Below are 15515 nucleotides of genomic sequence, written 5' to 3' on the forward strand. Positions count from 1 at the left end.
AGGAGGGACGCTATGCCTTTCACACCCCTGGTGACCGCTGGCATTGAAACGGCGCTGAATACTTTCCTCTGGCGCGACAAAGCGCTAAAACCCGCCCGCCAGCGCCTGCTGGGCAAGGTATTGCGGGTACAGCTGCAGGACTTCTCCACGCCCGTGGTGCTGGTGTTCAGCGAACGCCAGGTTGATGTCCTGAGCGCCTGGGAGGGAGAGGCCGACTGCACCGTGATTACCCGGCTCAGCGTACTGCCAAAACTGCGCAACCGTCAGCAGCTCACGGCGCTTATCCGCAGCGGCGAGCTGGAAGTGCAGGGCGATCTGCAGGTGGTGCAGAACATGGTCACCCTGTGCGATCTGGCGGAGTTCGATCCCGCTGAACTGCTGGCGCCTTACACCGGCGACATCGTGGCCGAAGGCGTCGGTAAAGTTCTCCGCGGCGGCGCTCAGTTTTTACTGAAAGGGGCGCAGCGCCAGCAGCGCTATGTCGCGGAAGCGATCACTGAAGAGTGGCGCCTGGCGCCGGGGCCGCTGGAGCTGGCCTGGTTTGCTGAAGAGACGACGGCTATTGAACGCGCGCTGGCCGCACTGGAAAAACGGCTGGAAACGCTGGAGGGCAAATGACGCCAGGAGAACTACGGCGCCTGTATTTCATCGTCCACACCTTTTTGAGCTACGGGCTCGATGAGCTCATCCCCAAAATGCGGATCACGCTGCCGCTGCGTATCTGGCGGCGGATGCTGTTCTGGATGCCAAACCGCCATCAGGATCAACCCCTTGGCGCCCGTCTGCGGCTGGCGCTTCAGGAGCTGGGGCCGGTGTGGATTAAATTCGGCCAGATGCTGTCCACACGGCGGGATCTCTTTCCGCCGCATATTGCCGATCAGCTGGCGCTGTTGCAGGACCGCGTGGCGCCCTTTGACGGGAAGCTCGCGCAGCAGCAGATAGAGAAAGCGATGGGTGGCCTGCCGGTGGAGGCCTGGTTTGATGATTTCTCCGTTGAGCCGTTAGCCTCGGCGTCTATCGCCCAGGTGCATACCGCGCGTCTGAAAGAGAACGGCAAAGAGGTGGTGATCAAGGTTATCCGTCCGGATATTTTGCCGATCATTAAAGCGGACATGAAGCTCATCTACCGCCTGGCGCGCTGGGTGCCGCGTCTGCTGCCTGACGGCCGCCGTCTGCGCCCGCAGGAGGTGGTTCGTGAGTATGAAAAAACGCTGCTGGACGAGCTGAACCTGCTGCGGGAATCCGCTAACGCCATTCAGCTGCGGCGTAATTTCGAAGACAGCCCGATGCTGTATGTGCCGGAAGTGTACCCCGACTACTGCAGCGAAAGCATGATGGTGATGGAGCGCATCTACGGCATTCCGGTGTCCGACGTCGAGGCGCTGGAGGCTCAGGGAACCAACCTGCAGCTGCTGGCGGAGCGGGGCGTGCAGGTCTTCTTCACCCAGGTGTTCCGCGACAGTTTTTTCCATGCTGATATGCACCCTGGCAACATATTCGTCAGCTACGAGCACCCGGAAGATCCGCAGTATATCGGTATCGATTGCGGCATTGTCGGCTCGCTGAACAAAGAAGATAAGCGCTATCTGGCGGAAAACTTTATCGCCTTTTTCAACCGCGATTATCGTAAGGTTGCCGAGCTGCACGTCGACTCCGGTTGGGTTCCGCCGGACACTAATGTCGAAGAGTTTGAGTTCGCGATCCGCACGGTCTGCGAGCCCATCTTTGAGAAGCCGCTGGCGGAGATCTCCTTCGGCCACGTGCTGCTTAATCTGTTCAACACCGCGCGGCGCTTCAATATGGAAGTCCAGCCGCAGCTTGTTTTGCTACAGAAGACATTACTTTACGTAGAAGGGGTAGGCCGGCAGCTCTATCCTCAGTTAGACTTGTGGAAAACGGCGAAGCCTTTCCTTGAGTCGTGGATCAAAGATCAGGTCGGTATTCCGGCGCTGGTGCGCGCGTTTAAAGACAAAGCGCCGTTCTGGATCGAAAGAATGCCTGAAATACCTGAGCTGGTGTATCAGAGCCTGCAGCAGAGCAAACAGCTGCAGACCAGCGTCGATACTATCGTGCGGGATATGCATGTGCGTCATGTGCGCCAGGGCCAATCCCGTTATCTGTTTGGTATAGGCGCGGTTTTATTGCTCAGTGGTACGCTGCTCTTTATCCATCGCCCTGAGTGGGGAATGATGCCCGGCTGGCTGATGGCCGGCGGTGTCGTGACCTGGCTGATTGGCTGGCGAAAAACTCGCTGATCGGTTCGCCACTTCATGACGCAGGCTTATTTGCGCAAAATCATGCCGGTGGCCTGACGGCGAGGCGGCTGGCAGGATAGCGTGTATAATGCGTCCACATAATTCATCATCTGTCATAGGGGAACGTGTATGGGTGGTATCAGTATTTGGCAGTTATTAATTGTTGTCGTCATCGTAGTTCTGCTATTCGGGACGAAGAAGCTGAGCTCACTGGGGTCAGACTTAGGGGCATCCATCAAAGGCTTTAAAAAAGCCATGAGTGATGATGACAAACCCGAAAAGTCGGCGCCAGACGCAGATTTCACGGCGAAAACTATCGCCGACAAACAGGATGATGCAAAAAAAGACGAGACAAAACGCCACGACAAAGAGCAGGTGTAACTCGTGTTCGATATTGGTTTTAGTGAACTACTGCTGGTGTTTGTAATTGGCCTCATTGTTCTGGGGCCACAGCGGCTTCCCGTCGCGGTTAAAACGGTGGTTGGCTGGATCCGTACGCTACGGTCGCTGGCGACCACGGTGCAGAATGAGCTGGCTCAGGAGCTAAAACTGCAGGAGTTCCAGGAGAGCCTCAAGAAGGTGGAAAAGGCCAGCCTGAATAACCTGACGCCGGAGCTGAAAGCCTCTATGGACGAGCTGCGCGAGGCCGCGGAGTCGATGAAGCGCTCCTATAGCGCCCACGATCCGGAAAAGGCCAGCGACGAAGCGAATACCATCCATAATCCGGTGGTGAAAGGCAGCGAAGCGCAGCGGCAGGACGTCACGCCGGCGACGGCCGAACATCAGGCCAGCGCTCCGGCTCATGCGCCAGAGCCTGTGGCCGACGAGCAACCCGCTTCACCGGCAGAGAAAACATCCGCTACGGCGGCTGCCCCCCATTCTTCCCCCGCATCGAGTGATAAACCGTAAACATGGGCGTAGACGATACACAACCGCTAATTTCGCATCTGATTGAGCTGCGCAAGCGTCTGCTCAACAGCATCATTGCTATCCTGGTGATCTTCCTGGCGCTGGTCTATTTCGCCAATGATATTTATCAGCTGGTCTCGGCCCCGCTTATCAGCAAGATGCCGGTAGGCGCGACGATGATCGCCACCGATGTCGCTTCACCTTTCTTTACGCCGATAAAGCTGACCTTTATGGTGTCGGTGATCCTGTCGGTGCCGATTATTCTGTATCAGGTATGGGCCTTCGTCGCGCCGGCGCTGTATAAGCACGAGCGCCGGCTGGTGGTGCCCTTGCTGGTCTCCAGCACGCTGCTGTTCTATATCGGCATGGCTTTCGCGTATTTTGTCGTGTTTCCGCTGGCGTTCGGCTTTCTGACCCATGCTGCCCCGGAGGGGGTGCTGGTCTCGACCGATATCCGCAGCTATCTCGACTTCGTGATGGCGCTGTTTATGGCGTTCGGGGTCTCTTTTGAGGTGCCGGTCGCCATTGTGCTGCTCTGCTGGATGGGCGTCACTACGCCGGAAGAGCTGCGCAAAAAACGGCCGTATGTGCTGGTGGGCGCCTTCGTGGTGGGCATGCTGCTGACGCCGCCGGACGTGTTCTCGCAGACGCTGCTGGCCATTCCGATGTACTGTCTGTTTGAAGTCGGGGTGTTCTTTGCCCGCTTCTACACCGGGAAGCGTCTGACGCGCGATGACGATGCCGCGGCCGAAGCTGAAGCCGCTGAGCACAGAGAAGAGTAATACCGCCAACCGCCCGTCAGGGCGGTTGTCATATGGAGCGATCATGTTTGATATCGGCGTTAATCTGACCAGTTCGCAGTTTGCCCGCGACCATGATGAGGTGGTGGCGCGCGCCCGGTCGGCGGGTGTCCACGGCATGCTGCTGACCGGCACAAATTTGCCGGAGAGCCAGCAGGCGCAGAGAATGGCGAGCCATTACGCCGGCTGCTGGTCCACGGCGGGGGTTCATCCCCATGACGGCAGCAGCTGGACGCCAGCGGTCGCCGAGGCGATTTATGTCCTTGCCCGCGAGCCGCAGGTGGTGGCGATAGGGGAATGTGGTCTGGATTTTAATCGTAATTTCTCCACGCCGCAGGAGCAGGAGGCGGCATTCAGCGCCCAACTGGCGCTGGCCGCCGAGCTGTCGATGCCGGTGTTTTTACACTGCCGCGACGCCCACGACCGGTTTCTGACGCTACTTAAACCCTGGCTTGGGAAGATCCCGGGCGCGGTGCTGCACTGCTTTACCGGCAGCCGCAGCGAGGTGCAGGAATGTCTGGATCTGGGGCTGTTTATCGGCATTACCGGTTGGGTATGCGATGAGCGGCGCGGGCTCGAGCTGCGAGAGCTACTGCCGGCGATCCCGGCGGAACGTCTGCTGCTGGAGACCGATGCGCCCTATCTGCTGCCGCGCGACCTCAAGCCGAAACCCGCCTCGCGTCGTAACGAGCCCGCGTATTTGCCGCATATCCTGGCCAGCGTCGCGGCCTGGCGCGGCGAGGAGGCGCAGTGGCTTGAGGCGCAAACGGACGCAAACGTCAGGGCGCTGTTTGGCGTCGACGTTATCGGCGCTTAGATTTTCTGGAAATCGGTGTTTTTTACGCTCTGCAGGACTTGCTTATTCAGCAGGTTTAACAGCAACATAGAGCGTGCTTCACCGTCCGGCTCGGTAAAGATAGCCTGTAAGCCTTCGAACGCGCCGTCGGTGATCAGTACGCTATCGCCTTCATGCGGCGTTTCCGGGTCGGTGATGCCTTCCGGTTTATAGATAGAGAGCTGATGGATGACCGCCGAGGGGACGATAGCGGGTAGGGCGCCAAAGCGCACGAAGTTGTTAACCCCGCGTGTGGCGCTGATGGTGGTGGTATGAATCACCTCTGGATCGAACTCAATAAACAGGTAGTTCGGAAACAGCGGTTCGCTGACCATGGTGCGTTTACCGCGAATGATTTTTTCCAGCGCAATCGTCGGCATCAGGCAGTTAACTGACTGACGTTCCAGATGTTCCTGGGCTCGTTGTAGCTGCCCACGTTTGCAATACAGTAAGTACCAGGCTTGCATAATGACTCATTCCACTTCTAATAACGGCAAGCATAACAAATGGCTGGTGTAATCGCGAAAGCCATTATAATTGAAATCCAAATTTCAGCGTTCTTTCACGCTAATTTAACAAAATTACAGCATCTCGCCGTTGAACACCGTATAATTAGCCGCCTGTAGAGAGGTCAATAACACTTTCATGAAATATCACGATCTTCGCGACTTTCTGACACTCCTGGAACAACAGGGCGAACTAAAACGTATCACTCTGCCGGTCGATCCCCACCTGGAAATCACCGAAATTGCCGACCGCACCCTGCGCGCTGGCGGTCCGGCGTTGCTGTTTGAGAATCCGAAAGGCTATACCATGCCGGTGCTGTGCAACCTGTTCGGCACGCCGCGGCGCGTGGCGCTGGGGATGGGTCAGGAGGACGTCAGTTCGCTGCGCGAGGTGGGTAAGCTGTTAGCCTTTCTGAAAGAGCCTGAGCCGCCCAAAGGTTTCCGCGATCTGTTTGATAAGCTGCCGCAGTTTAAGCAAGTGCTGAATATGCCGACCAAACGTCTGCGCGGCGCCCCCTGCCAGCAAAAAATCATCCAGGGCGATGACGTCGACCTGAGGAAAATCCCGATTATGACCTGCTGGCCGGACGATGCCGCGCCGCTGATCACCTGGGGGCTGACGGTGACCCGCGGGCCGCACAAAGAGCGGCAGAACCTGGGGATTTATCGCCAGCAGCTGATTGGCAAAAACAAACTGATTATGCGCTGGCTGTCTCATCGCGGCGGCGCACTGGATTTCCAGGAGTGGAGCGCGGCGCGTCCGGGCGAACGCTTCCCGGTTTCTGTGGCGCTCGGCGCCGACCCAGCGACCATTCTTGGCGCGGTGACCCCGGTGCCGGATACGTTGTCGGAATATGCCTTTGCCGGGCTGCTGCGCGGCACCAAAACCGAAGTGGTGAAATGCGTCTCGAACGATCTTGAAGTGCCTGCCAGCGCAGAGATTGTGCTGGAAGGTTATATCGAGGCCGGGGAGATGGCGCCGGAAGGTCCGTATGGCGACCATACCGGCTACTACAATGAAGTAGACCAGTTCCCGGTGTTTACGGTCACCCATATTACCCAACGTGAAGACGCGATTTATCATTCGACCTATACCGGCCGTCCGCCGGATGAGCCTGCGGTGCTGGGCGTGGCGCTGAATGAAGTCTTCGTCCCGATCCTGCAAAAACAGTTTCCGGAAATCGTCGATTTCTATCTGCCGCCGGAAGGGTGCTCCTACCGCCTGGCGGTGGTGACGATGAAAAAACAGTATGCAGGCCATGCCAAGCGCGTGATGATGGGCGTCTGGTCGTTCCTGCGCCAGTTTATGTATACCAAATTCGTGATTGTCTGCGATGACGATGTCAACGCTCGCGACTGGAACGATGTGATTTGGGCGATCACTACCCGTATGGACCCGGCTCGTGATACGGTACTGGTAGAGAATACGCCAATTGATTATCTGGATTTTGCCTCGCCGGTTTCCGGCCTGGGTTCAAAAATGGGGCTGGATGCCACCAATAAATGGCCTGGCGAAACCCAGCGTGAATGGGGCCGCCCAATCAAAAAAGATCCTGCCGTCACGGCGCGCATTGACGCCATCTGGGATGATCTGGCCATCTTTAAACAACAGTAAGCGGGGCTAACGCCGCTGTTTTGCTCTATAGACCCGACAGAGGGGACGCATGACAACCTTAAGCTGTAAAGTGACCTCGGTGGAGGCGATTACCGATACCGTGTATCGTGTTCGATTAGTACCGGAAGCGGCATTCTCTTTCCGCGCTGGCCAGTATCTGATGGTGGTAATGGATGAGCGCGACAAACGCCCATTCTCCATGGCCTCCACGCCGGCGGAACAGGAATTTATCGAACTGCATATCGGCGCCTCGGAGCTCAATCTGTACGCGATGGCGGTCATGGATCGCATCCTGAAAGAGCGCGAAATTGAGGTTGATATCCCGCATGGCGAAGCCTGGCTGCGTGAAGATGAAGACCGCCCGCTGATTTTGATTGCCGGCGGCACCGGCTTCTCTTATGTGCGTTCTATTCTGCTGACCGCGCTGTCACGCAATCCTCAGCGCGATATCGCGATTTACTGGGGCGGCCGCGAGACCAAACATCTGTACGATCTGGCTGAGCTGGAAGCCTTGAGCGTCAAACATCCGAATCTGCGCATTGAGCCGGTGGTTGAGCAGCCGGAAGAGGGCTGGCGTGGGCGTTCCGGCACCGTGCTGACCGCGGTGCTGCAGGATTACGGTACCCTGGCCGATCACGATATCTATATTGCCGGGCGTTTTGAGATGGCCAAGATTGCTCGCGACCTGTTCTGCAATGAACGCGGCGCGCGCGAAGATCGCCTGTTTGGCGACGCGTTTGCTTTTATCTGATATCTGCAAATAAAAAACCCGCCCCTGACAGGCGGGAAGAACGGCAACTAAACTGTCTCTCTTCGCCAATGACGTCATAATTTCGTCGGCTGCGCTCGCTCACCCGAATCACTTACTTCAGTAAGCTCATCGGGATTCGCTCGCTTGCCGCCTTGTTCTGACGCCATTGGCTGTGAGATACCCTTTTGTAAATTTACACCCGCTCAAACACGGTGGCGATCCCTTGTCCCAGGCCAATGCACATGGTGGCGAGGCCGAACTGGGCATCTTTACGCTCCATCTGATTGATCAACGTGGTGCTAATACGCGCCCCGGAACAACCCAGCGGATGACCGAGCGCGATCGCCCCGCCGTTAAGGTTGATCTTCTCATCGATCTGCTCCATCAGGCCCAGATCTTTAATGCACGGCAGGATCTGCGCGGCAAAGGCCTCATTCATTTCAAAGACGTCGATATCGCTGGTGGATAAGCCCGCTTTTTTCAGCGCCAGCTTCGAGGCGGGAACCGGGCCATAGCCCATAATGGACGGGTCGCAGCCGACCACCGCCATCGAACGGACGCGGGCGCGTGGCTTCAGCCCCAGTTCGCGGGCGCGACTTTCGCTCATCAGCAGCATCGCCGCCGCGCCATCGGAAAGGGCGGAAGAGGTACCTGCCGTTACCGTACCGGTCACCGGGTCAAACGCCGGCCTCAGGGTAGACAGCGTCTCGACGGTGGTTTCCGGGCGGATCACTTCGTCATAGTTAAAGGACTTCAGTACGCCATCGGCATCGTGGCCGCCGGTGGGGATAATCTCGGCTTTGAATGCGCCGGACTGGGTCGCAGCCCAGGCGCGGGCGTGGGAGCGCGCGGCGAACTGATCCTGCATTTCCCGGCTAATGCCGTGCAGACGCGCCAGCATTTCAGCGGTCAGCCCCATCATCCCTGCCGCCTTCGCCACGTTGCGACTCAGGCCCGGGTGGAAATCGACGCCGTGGCTCATCGGCACATGGCCCATGTGCTCCACGCCGCCAATCAGGCAAACGCCGGCATCGCCGGTCATGATCATGCGTGCGGCATCGTGCAGCGCCTGCATGGAAGAACCGCACAGACGGTTAACCGTGTTTGCCGGTACCGAATGCGGGATCTCCGCCAGCAGCGCCGCGTTACGGGCGATGTTAAAACCCTGCTCGAGGGTTTGCTGTACGCAGCCCCAGTAGATATCGTCTATCGCGCTTGCCTCAAGCGACGGGTTGCGCGACAGCAGGCTACGCATCAGGTGCGCGGAGAGGTCTTCCGCGCGCACGTGGCGAAATGCGCCGCCCTTTGAACGGCCCATCGGGGTGCGAATAGCATCGACAATGACAACCTGTTCCATTGTGACTCCTTAAGCCGTTTTCAGAGCGCCAACCGGACGGGCTGGCTCTACCTGGGGATAATACGCTTCGTTATGGCGCGCTTTGTCACGCAGACCGGCAGGGACTTCATACAGCGGCCCAAGGTGCTGGTACTGCTGCGCCATATCGAGATACTTCGCGCTACCGATGGTATCCAGCCAGCGGAAGGCGCCGCCGTGGAACGGAGGGAAGCCGAGGCCGTATACCAGCGCCATATCCGCTTCCGCCGGGCTGGCGATAATGCCTTCTTCCAGGCAGCGGACGACTTCGTTAACCATCGGGATCATCATGCGGGCGATAATCTCTTCATCGCTGAAATCGTGCTTCGGCTGGCTGACGTCGGCCAGCAGGCTGTCGACGGCGGCATCTTCTTCTTTCTTCGGCTTACCTTTGCTGTCGTCTTTATAGCGCCAGAAGCCGAGGCCGTTCTTCTGGCCGAAACGGTTGGCGTCAAACAGGGCGTCGATGGCGTCGCGATAATCTTTCTGCATCCGCTGCGGGAATCCCGCCGCCATGACCGCCTGAGCATGGTGCGCGGTGTCGATGCCGACCACGTCCAGCAGATAGGCCGGGCCCATCGGCCAGCCAAACTGTTTCTCCATCACTTTGTCGACTTTGCGGAAATCCGCCCCGTCGCGCAGCAACTGGCTGAAGCCGGCGAAGTAGGGGAACAGCACGCGGTTGACGAAGAAACCGGGACAATCATTGACCACGATTGGCGTCTTGCCCATTTTGCTGGCCCAGGCGACGACTTTGGCAATGGTATTATCCGAGGTTTTTTCGCCGCGGATCACTTCTACCAGCGGCATGCGATGCACCGGATTAAAGAAGTGCATGCCGCAGAAGTTTTCCGGGCGCTGCAGAACGCTGGCCAGCTCGCTGATGGGGATCGTTGAGGTGTTGGACGCCAGCACGGTATCCGGGCGGATTTTATCTTCCGTTTCCGCCAGCACCGCTTTCTTCACTTTCGGGTTTTCCACCACCGCTTCAACGACCACGTCCACACGATCAAAACCGCTATACTCCAGCGTCGGCTGAATGGTGCTTATTACTCCGGCCAGCTTCAGACCGTCGATTTTGCCGCGTTCCAGCTGTTTATTCAGTAGCTTCGCCGCTTCGGTCATGCCGAGCGTCAGCGATTTATCGTTGATGTCCTTCATGATGACCGGCACGCCTTTCCACGCCGACTGATAAGCGATGCCGCCGCCCATAATGCCCGCGCCCAGGACGGCGGCCTGCTTCGGCGTTTCGACATCTTTGGTCAGTTTTTTCGCTTTCGCTTTGACGTACTGGTCGTTGAGGAAGATACCGACCAGCGCGCGGGCCTCATTGGTATGAGCCAGCGGGACAAAGCTTTTATTTTCCAGCACCAGGGCCTCTTCACGACCAAGACGCGCGGCGGCTTCAATGGTTTTCACCGCGGTGATCGGCGCCGGATAATGCTTCCCGGCGGTTTGCGCGACCATGCCTTTGGCGATGGTGAAACTCATCGTCGCTTCAATTTTGCTGAGCTTCAGCGGCTCCAGCTTCGGTTGCCGTTTCGCTTTCCAGTCCAGGTCGCCCTGAATCGCCTGGCGCAGGATCGCCAGCGCGCCGTCGCGCAGTTTGTCGGCAGCAACTACGCCATCCACCAGGCCGATTTTCAGCGCTTGATCGGCACCGACATCTTTCCCGGCAGCAATGATCTCCAGCGCGCTGTCGGCGCCGAGCAGGCGCGGCAAACGGACTGAGCCGCCGAAGCCTGGCATAATGCCGAGTTTGGTTTCCGGCAGACCAATGCGCAGATCCGGCGTCGCCAGGCGGTAATCGGTCGCCAGGACGCATTCACAACCGCCGCCCAGCGCGTAACCGTTGACGGCGGAGACAGTGGGGACCGGAAGATCTTCCAGACGGTTGAAGACGCTGTTAGCAAAATGCAGCCATTGGCTTAACTGCTCCTCAGGGACCAGGAACAGTGAGAGGAATTCCGTAATATCCGCGCCGACGATAAACGCCGCTTTTTCAGAGCGCAGCATCAGGCCTTTGAGATCGTTTTGTTTTTCCAGTACGTCCAGCGCATGACCGAGGCTGGCTACGGTTGCGGTATCAAGCTTGTTGACCGAACCTGGGGCATCGAACACCAGTTCGGCGATGCCATCTTCCAGCCAGTCGAGGTACAGGGTGTCGCCTTTGTAGAGCATGTCAGTCTCCTGAATCCAGCAATATGATCTGGTCATACCAGATGAAACGGAGTGTGGAATTTATGTTAAAGAATTGCAAATTACTCTTTAAATAATTGCTGGTCGGATCACATCCGGTGGAAATCACCCGCACGCAGGTCGATGTGCTAAGATGCGGAGTATCACGATCCCATAAAAGCAAAGGACAAAAGATGGAATCCCTGGCCGCGCTCTATAAAAATCATATTGTTACCCTACAAGAACGTACCCGCGACGTCCTGTCCCGTTTTCAGATGGATGCTCTGCTGATTCACTCCGGCGAGCTGGTTAACGTCTTCCTTGATGACCATCCGTACCCGTTCAAGGTCAATCCGCAGTTCAAAGCCTGGGTGCCGGTGACTCAGGTGCCTAACTGCTGGTTGCTGGTGGACGGTGTGAATAAACCGAAGCTGTGGTTCTATCTGCCGGTTGATTACTGGCATAACGTTGAGCCGCTGCCAACCTCGTTCTGGACCGAAGAGGTCGATGTAGTCGCGCTGCCGAAGGCCGATGGCATCGGCAGCCAACTGCCTGCCGCTCGCGGAAATATTGGTTATATCGGGCCGGTGCCGGAGCGCGCGCTGGGTCTGGGAATCGCCGCGGATAAGATCAACCCGAAAGGGGTTATCGATTATCTGCATTACTACCGGGCTTACAAAACCGATTACGAGCTGGCCTGTATGCGTGAAGCGCAGAAGTCGGCGGTGAATGGTCATCGTGCGGCCTATGAAGCTTTTCAGTCCGGGATGAGCGAATTCGATATCAATCAGGCCTATCTTACCGCAACCGGTCACCGCGATACCGACGTGCCTTACAGCAACATCGTGGCGCTGAACGAGCATGCTTCTGTCCTGCACTACACCAAACTGGACCACCGCGCTCCGGCGGAAATGCGCAGCTTCCTGCTCGACGCCGGTGCGGAATATAACGGCTATGCTGCGGATCTGACGCGGACCTGGGCGGCACACGGCGATAACGATTTCGCCCATCTGATTAAAGACGTTAACGACGAGCAGCTGGCGCTGATTAGCACCATGAAAGCCGGGACTCGCTATGTCGATTACCATATCCAGTTCCACCAGCGTATTGCGAAGCTGCTGCGTAAACACCAGTTAGTCACTGACATGAGCGAAGAGGCGATGGTGGAAAACGATCTGACCGGGCCATTTATGCCGCACGGGATTGGTCATCCGCTGGGTCTGCAGGTGCATGATGTTGCTGGCTTTATGCAAGACGACTCCGGTACGCATCTGGCGGCGCCAGCGAAATACCCGTATCTGCGCTGCACCCGTATTATCGAGCCGCGTATGGTGTTGACCATTGAACCCGGCATCTACTTTATCGAGTCGTTACTGGCGCCGTGGCGTGAAGGCCCGTTCAGCAAACACTTCAACTGGCAAAAAATTGACGCCATGAAGCCATTCGGCGGGATCCGTATCGAAGATAACGTGGTGGTTCACGAAAACAGTATCGAAAACATGACGCGCGATCTGAAGCTGGCCTAATGGAGAGCTGGTTAATCCCGGCGGCGCCCGTTTCCGTCGTTGAGGAGATCAAAAAGAGCCGTTTTATCACGCTGTTGGCGCATACCGATGGCGTGGCGGCGGCGAAAGCCTTTGTCGAGTCCGTCAGAGCGGATCACCCCGATGCCCGTCACCACTGCGTGGCGTGGGTCGCCGGACCGCCTGATGATTCGCAACAGCTTGGGTTTTCTGATGATGGCGAACCGGCGGGAACGGCGGGTAAACCGATGCTGGCGCAGCTGATGGGAAGCGGCGTCGGCGAGATAACCGCTGTCGTCGTGCGTTACTACGGTGGTATCCTGCTGGGCACCGGCGGCCTGGTGAAAGCCTATGGCGGCGGTGTTCATCAGGCGCTGGCGCAGTTGACGACACTGCGCAAGACGCCGTTAACGGCATATACTTTGCAATGTGAATATGGGCAACTGGCTGGCGTCGAAGCGCTGCTCGCCCAATTTTCCGGCAACGTCGTTGAAAGCGAATATCTGGCGTCGGTTCGGCTGCGCGTGGCGCTTCCCCAGGCTGAAGTGGCGGCTTTTTCAGCAAAACTGGCTGATTTTAGTCGCGGTTCATTGCAATTGCTGAAGATTAACGAATAATCCCCTCTGTTTTTTTGCCTATCAAAGGAAGCGCCAGAGATGCATTTTCGCGCCATAACCCGAATCGTTGGACTGCTGGTCATCTTGTTTTCGGGGACGATGATCGTCCCGGGATTAGTGGCCCTGATATATCGCGATGGCGCGGGACGGGCCTTCACTCAAACTTTTTTTGTCGCTCTGGCGATCGGCTCCATGCTGTGGTGGCCGAACCGTAAGCAAAAGGGTGAACTGAAATCCCGTGAAGGATTTCTGATCGTGGTGCTGTTCTGGACCGTGCTGGGTAGCGTAGGGGCCTTGCCCTTCATTTTCGCCGAACAGCCGAACCTGACGGTGACGGATGCCTTCTTCGAGTCATTTTCCGGCCTGACGACGACCGGGGCGACCACCCTGGTGGGGCTGGACTCGCTCCCGCACGCTATCCTCTTTTACCGGCAGATGCTGCAGTGGTTCGGCGGTATGGGGATCATTGTGCTGGCGGTGGCGATTCTGCCTATCCTCGGCGTCGGGGGGATGCAGCTCTACCGTGCGGAAATGCCCGGCCCGCTGAAGGATAACAAGATGCGCCCGCGCATCGCCGAGACGGCAAAGACATTGTGGCTCATCTATGTGTTACTGACGGTCGCCTGCGCATTGGCGCTCTGGTTTGCCGGTATGCCGGCCTTCGATGCGATAGGGCACAGCTTCGCCACCATCGCCATCGGCGGTTTCTCGACTCACGATGCCAGCGTCGGCTATTTCAACAGCCCGATGATCAACTCCATCATTGCCATCTTCCTGCTGATCTCCGGCTGCAACTACGGTCTGCATTTTTCGTTGTTGAGCGGACGCAGCCTGAAGGTGTACTGGCGCGACCCTGAGTTTCGAATGTTCATTGGCGTCCAGTTGACGCTGGTCATCGTCTGTACGCTGGTGCTATGGCTTCATAACGTGTACGGCTCGGTGCTGACGACGCTGAATCAGGCGTTTTTCCAGGTGGTGTCGATGGCGACCACCGCGGGATTCACCACCGATAGCATTGCGCGCTGGCCGCTGTTCCTGCCGGTGCTTCTGCTGTGCTCTGCATTTATCGGCGGCTGCGCAGGCTCCACGGGCGGTGGCTTAAAGGTTATCCGTATCCTGTTGCTGTTCAAGCAGGGCAACCGTGAGCTTAAGCGTCTGGTTCACCCGAATGCGGTGTATAGCATTAAATTAGGTAACCGCGCGCTGCCGGAACGTATTCTGGAAGCGGTATGGGGATTCTTCTCCGCCTATGCGCTGGTTTTTATCATTAGTATGCTGGCTATTATCGCCACCGGGGTGGATGACTTCTCCGCTTTCGCCTCCGTGGTGGCGACATTGAACAACCTCGGGCCTGGGCTCGGCGTCGTCGCGGACAACTTTGCCACCATGAACCCGGTCGCGAAATGGATCCTGATTGCTAATATGCTGTTTGGTCGTCTGGAAGTGTTCACCTTACTGGTGCTCTTTACTCCCACTTTCTGGCGCGAATAACAGGAGTGCTCGTGAAAACTTTAATTCTCTTTTCCACCCGCGACGGGCAGACACGTGAAATCGCTTCGTTTCTCGCCTCTGAGCTTAAAGAGCTGGGTATCGATGCGGACACCCTGAATCTGAACCGTACCGATGACGTGGAATGGCATCATTATGATCGCGTGGTGATTGGCGCGTCGATTCGCTACGGACACTTTCATCCGGCGGTGGACCGCTTTGTGAAAAAGCACCTTGCAGCATTGCAGGCGCTGCCGGGGGCATTCTTTTCGGTGAACCTGGTTGCGCGCAAACCCGAGAAGCGCACGCCGCAGACCAACAGCTATACGCGCAAGTTTCTGCTCAACTCGCCGTGGCAGCCGCAGAGCTGCGCGGTGTTTGCCGGGGCGCTACGTTACCCGCGTTACCGCTGGTACGATCGGTTTATGATCCGCCTGATTATGAAAATGACCGGGGGCGAAACGGATACCCGTAAAGAAGTGGTCTATACCGACTGGCAACAGGTCTCCCGATTTGCCCGAGAAATCGCGCAAATGATCCGCAAACAGGGCGTTTAAACAGCGTCTTGATGGAAAAGCGAGCGAACGAAAAGTTTTTTTGCATTTCCCCTTGTCACCTCAGAATTACTCCCTATAATGCGCCTCCACTGACACGGAACAACGG

At 57.4% G+C, this 15515-nt stretch carries 15 protein-coding genes; 12 read left to right on the forward strand and 3 right to left on the reverse strand.

Features of this window, described 5'->3' with window-relative positions; genetic code table 11:
• The first annotated feature begins 12 nt into the window (after positions 1–12).
• The 6 genes from ubiJ (at position 13) to tatD (ending at position 4781) form a co-directional block, all read left to right on the forward strand.
• Entirely contained in the window at positions 13–618 is a 606-nt protein-coding gene (ubiJ, locus tag L2I46_RS20945; RefSeq protein WP_032454522.1) for a ubiquinone biosynthesis protein UbiJ, read from the forward strand.
• The gene (gene ubiB / locus L2I46_RS20950; protein ID WP_032454523.1) at positions 615–2255 is read left to right on the forward strand and encodes a ubiquinone biosynthesis regulatory protein kinase UbiB; all 1641 of its coding nucleotides are present in this window, start codon (positions 615–617) and stop codon (positions 2253–2255) included. Before ubiJ ends, ubiB begins: the two co-directional genes overlap by 4 nt.
• A gap of 129 nt (positions 2256–2384) precedes the next feature.
• Positions 2385–2636, forward strand: coding sequence for a Sec-independent protein translocase subunit TatA (gene tatA / locus L2I46_RS20955; protein ID WP_002883425.1), 252 nt, complete (start codon positions 2385–2387; stop codon positions 2634–2636).
• 3 nt (positions 2637–2639) lie between these two features.
• A complete protein-coding gene (tatB, locus tag L2I46_RS20960; protein WP_048296407.1) occupies positions 2640–3164 on the forward strand; it encodes a Sec-independent protein translocase protein TatB in 525 nt (174 codons plus the stop codon).
• Positions 3165–3166: 2 nt separating this feature from the next.
• Complete coding sequence (gene tatC, locus L2I46_RS20965) at positions 3167–3946, forward strand: Sec-independent protein translocase subunit TatC (RefSeq protein WP_004886745.1); 780 nt, start codon at positions 3167–3169, stop codon at positions 3944–3946.
• Positions 3947–3989: 43 nt separating this feature from the next.
• Positions 3990–4781 (forward strand): 3'-5' ssDNA/RNA exonuclease TatD, encoded by a 792-nt coding sequence (gene tatD, locus L2I46_RS20970; protein ID WP_032454525.1) that lies wholly within the window; start codon positions 3990–3992, stop codon positions 4779–4781.
• Here tatD and rfaH read toward each other — a convergent pair.
• Positions 4778–5266: a transcription/translation regulatory transformer protein RfaH gene (rfaH, locus tag L2I46_RS20975; protein ID WP_004886742.1), complete on the reverse strand. Its 489-nt coding sequence runs from the start codon at positions 5264–5266 to the stop codon at positions 4778–4780. The genes tatD and rfaH overlap by 4 nt on opposite strands.
• 178 nt (positions 5267–5444) lie before the next feature.
• On the opposite strand from rfaH, the gene ubiD reads away from it, so the two are divergent.
• Positions 5445–6920 (forward strand): 4-hydroxy-3-polyprenylbenzoate decarboxylase, encoded by a 1476-nt coding sequence (ubiD, locus tag L2I46_RS20980; protein WP_023291584.1) that lies wholly within the window; start codon positions 5445–5447, stop codon positions 6918–6920.
• Positions 6921–6969: 49 nt separating this feature from the next.
• Complete coding sequence (gene fre / locus L2I46_RS20985) at positions 6970–7671, forward strand: NAD(P)H-flavin reductase (RefSeq protein WP_004886735.1); 702 nt, start codon at positions 6970–6972, stop codon at positions 7669–7671.
• Positions 7672–7864: 193 nt separating this feature from the next.
• On the opposite strand, the gene fadA is transcribed toward fre, so the two are convergent.
• Both fadA and fadB read right to left on the reverse strand, forming a co-directional pair.
• Positions 7865–9028, reverse strand: a complete 1164-nt coding sequence (gene fadA / locus L2I46_RS20990) for an acetyl-CoA C-acyltransferase FadA (RefSeq protein ID WP_032454526.1) — start codon at positions 9026–9028, stop codon at positions 7865–7867.
• Positions 9029–9037: 9 nt separating this feature from the next.
• A complete protein-coding gene (gene fadB / locus L2I46_RS20995) occupies positions 9038–11227 on the reverse strand; it encodes a fatty acid oxidation complex subunit alpha FadB (protein ID WP_117133162.1) in 2190 nt (729 codons plus the stop codon).
• Positions 11228–11418: 191 nt separating this feature from the next.
• Here fadB and pepQ point away from each other — a divergent pair, with 191 nt between their 5' ends.
• Genes pepQ through hemG form a run of 4 tightly spaced genes read left to right on the forward strand, consistent with a single transcriptional unit; the run spans position 11419 to position 15409 of the window.
• Positions 11419–12750, forward strand: coding sequence for a Xaa-Pro dipeptidase (gene pepQ / locus L2I46_RS21000; protein ID WP_032454527.1), 1332 nt, complete (start codon positions 11419–11421; stop codon positions 12748–12750).
• The gene (locus L2I46_RS21005; protein WP_004886726.1) at positions 12750–13364 is read left to right on the forward strand and encodes an IMPACT family protein; all 615 of its coding nucleotides are present in this window, start codon (positions 12750–12752) and stop codon (positions 13362–13364) included. Before pepQ ends, L2I46_RS21005 begins: the two co-directional genes overlap by 1 nt.
• 39 nt (positions 13365–13403) lie before the next feature.
• A complete protein-coding gene (trkH, locus tag L2I46_RS21010) occupies positions 13404–14855 on the forward strand; it encodes a Trk system potassium transporter TrkH (RefSeq protein ID WP_004886724.1) in 1452 nt (483 codons plus the stop codon).
• Between the two features lie 11 nt (positions 14856–14866).
• Positions 14867–15409, forward strand: coding sequence for a menaquinone-dependent protoporphyrinogen IX dehydrogenase (hemG, locus tag L2I46_RS21015; protein WP_023291587.1), 543 nt, complete (start codon positions 14867–14869; stop codon positions 15407–15409).
• The last annotated feature ends 106 nt before the right edge of the window (positions 15410–15515 follow it).

The organism is Klebsiella sp. 2019SCSN059, from assembly GCF_021739525.1.
Classification (GTDB): Bacteria; Pseudomonadota; Gammaproteobacteria; order Enterobacterales; family Enterobacteriaceae; genus Klebsiella; species Klebsiella quasipneumoniae.

Bases quoted from the DNA above. Each gene is read 5' to 3' on its own strand.
- tatA (WP_002883425.1), top strand. From the start codon at position 2,385: ATGGGTGGTATCAGTATTTGGCAGTTATTAATTGTTGTCGTCATCGTA.
- pepQ (WP_032454527.1), top strand. From the start codon at position 11,419: ATGGAATCCCTGGCCGCGCTCTATAAAAATCATATTGTTACCCTACAA.
- fadA (WP_032454526.1), bottom strand. From the start codon at position 9,028: ATGGAACAGGTTGTCATTGTCGATGCTATTCGCACCCCGATGGGCCGT.
- tatC (WP_004886745.1), top strand. From the start codon at position 3,167: ATGGGCGTAGACGATACACAACCGCTAATTTCGCATCTGATTGAGCTG.
- tatD (WP_032454525.1), top strand. From the start codon at position 3,990: ATGTTTGATATCGGCGTTAATCTGACCAGTTCGCAGTTTGCCCGCGAC.
- ubiD (WP_023291584.1), top strand. From the start codon at position 5,445: ATGAAATATCACGATCTTCGCGACTTTCTGACACTCCTGGAACAACAG.
- fadB (WP_117133162.1), bottom strand. From the start codon at position 11,227: ATGCTCTACAAAGGCGACACCCTGTACCTCGACTGGCTGGAAGATGGC.
- ubiJ (WP_032454522.1), top strand. From the start codon at position 13: ATGCCTTTCACACCCCTGGTGACCGCTGGCATTGAAACGGCGCTGAAT.
- ubiB (WP_032454523.1), top strand. From the start codon at position 615: ATGACGCCAGGAGAACTACGGCGCCTGTATTTCATCGTCCACACCTTT.
- rfaH (WP_004886742.1), bottom strand. From the start codon at position 5,266: ATGCAAGCCTGGTACTTACTGTATTGCAAACGTGGGCAGCTACAACGA.
- L2I46_RS21005 (WP_004886726.1), top strand. From the start codon at position 12,750: ATGGAGAGCTGGTTAATCCCGGCGGCGCCCGTTTCCGTCGTTGAGGAG.
- fre (WP_004886735.1), top strand. From the start codon at position 6,970: ATGACAACCTTAAGCTGTAAAGTGACCTCGGTGGAGGCGATTACCGAT.
- trkH (WP_004886724.1), top strand. From the start codon at position 13,404: ATGCATTTTCGCGCCATAACCCGAATCGTTGGACTGCTGGTCATCTTG.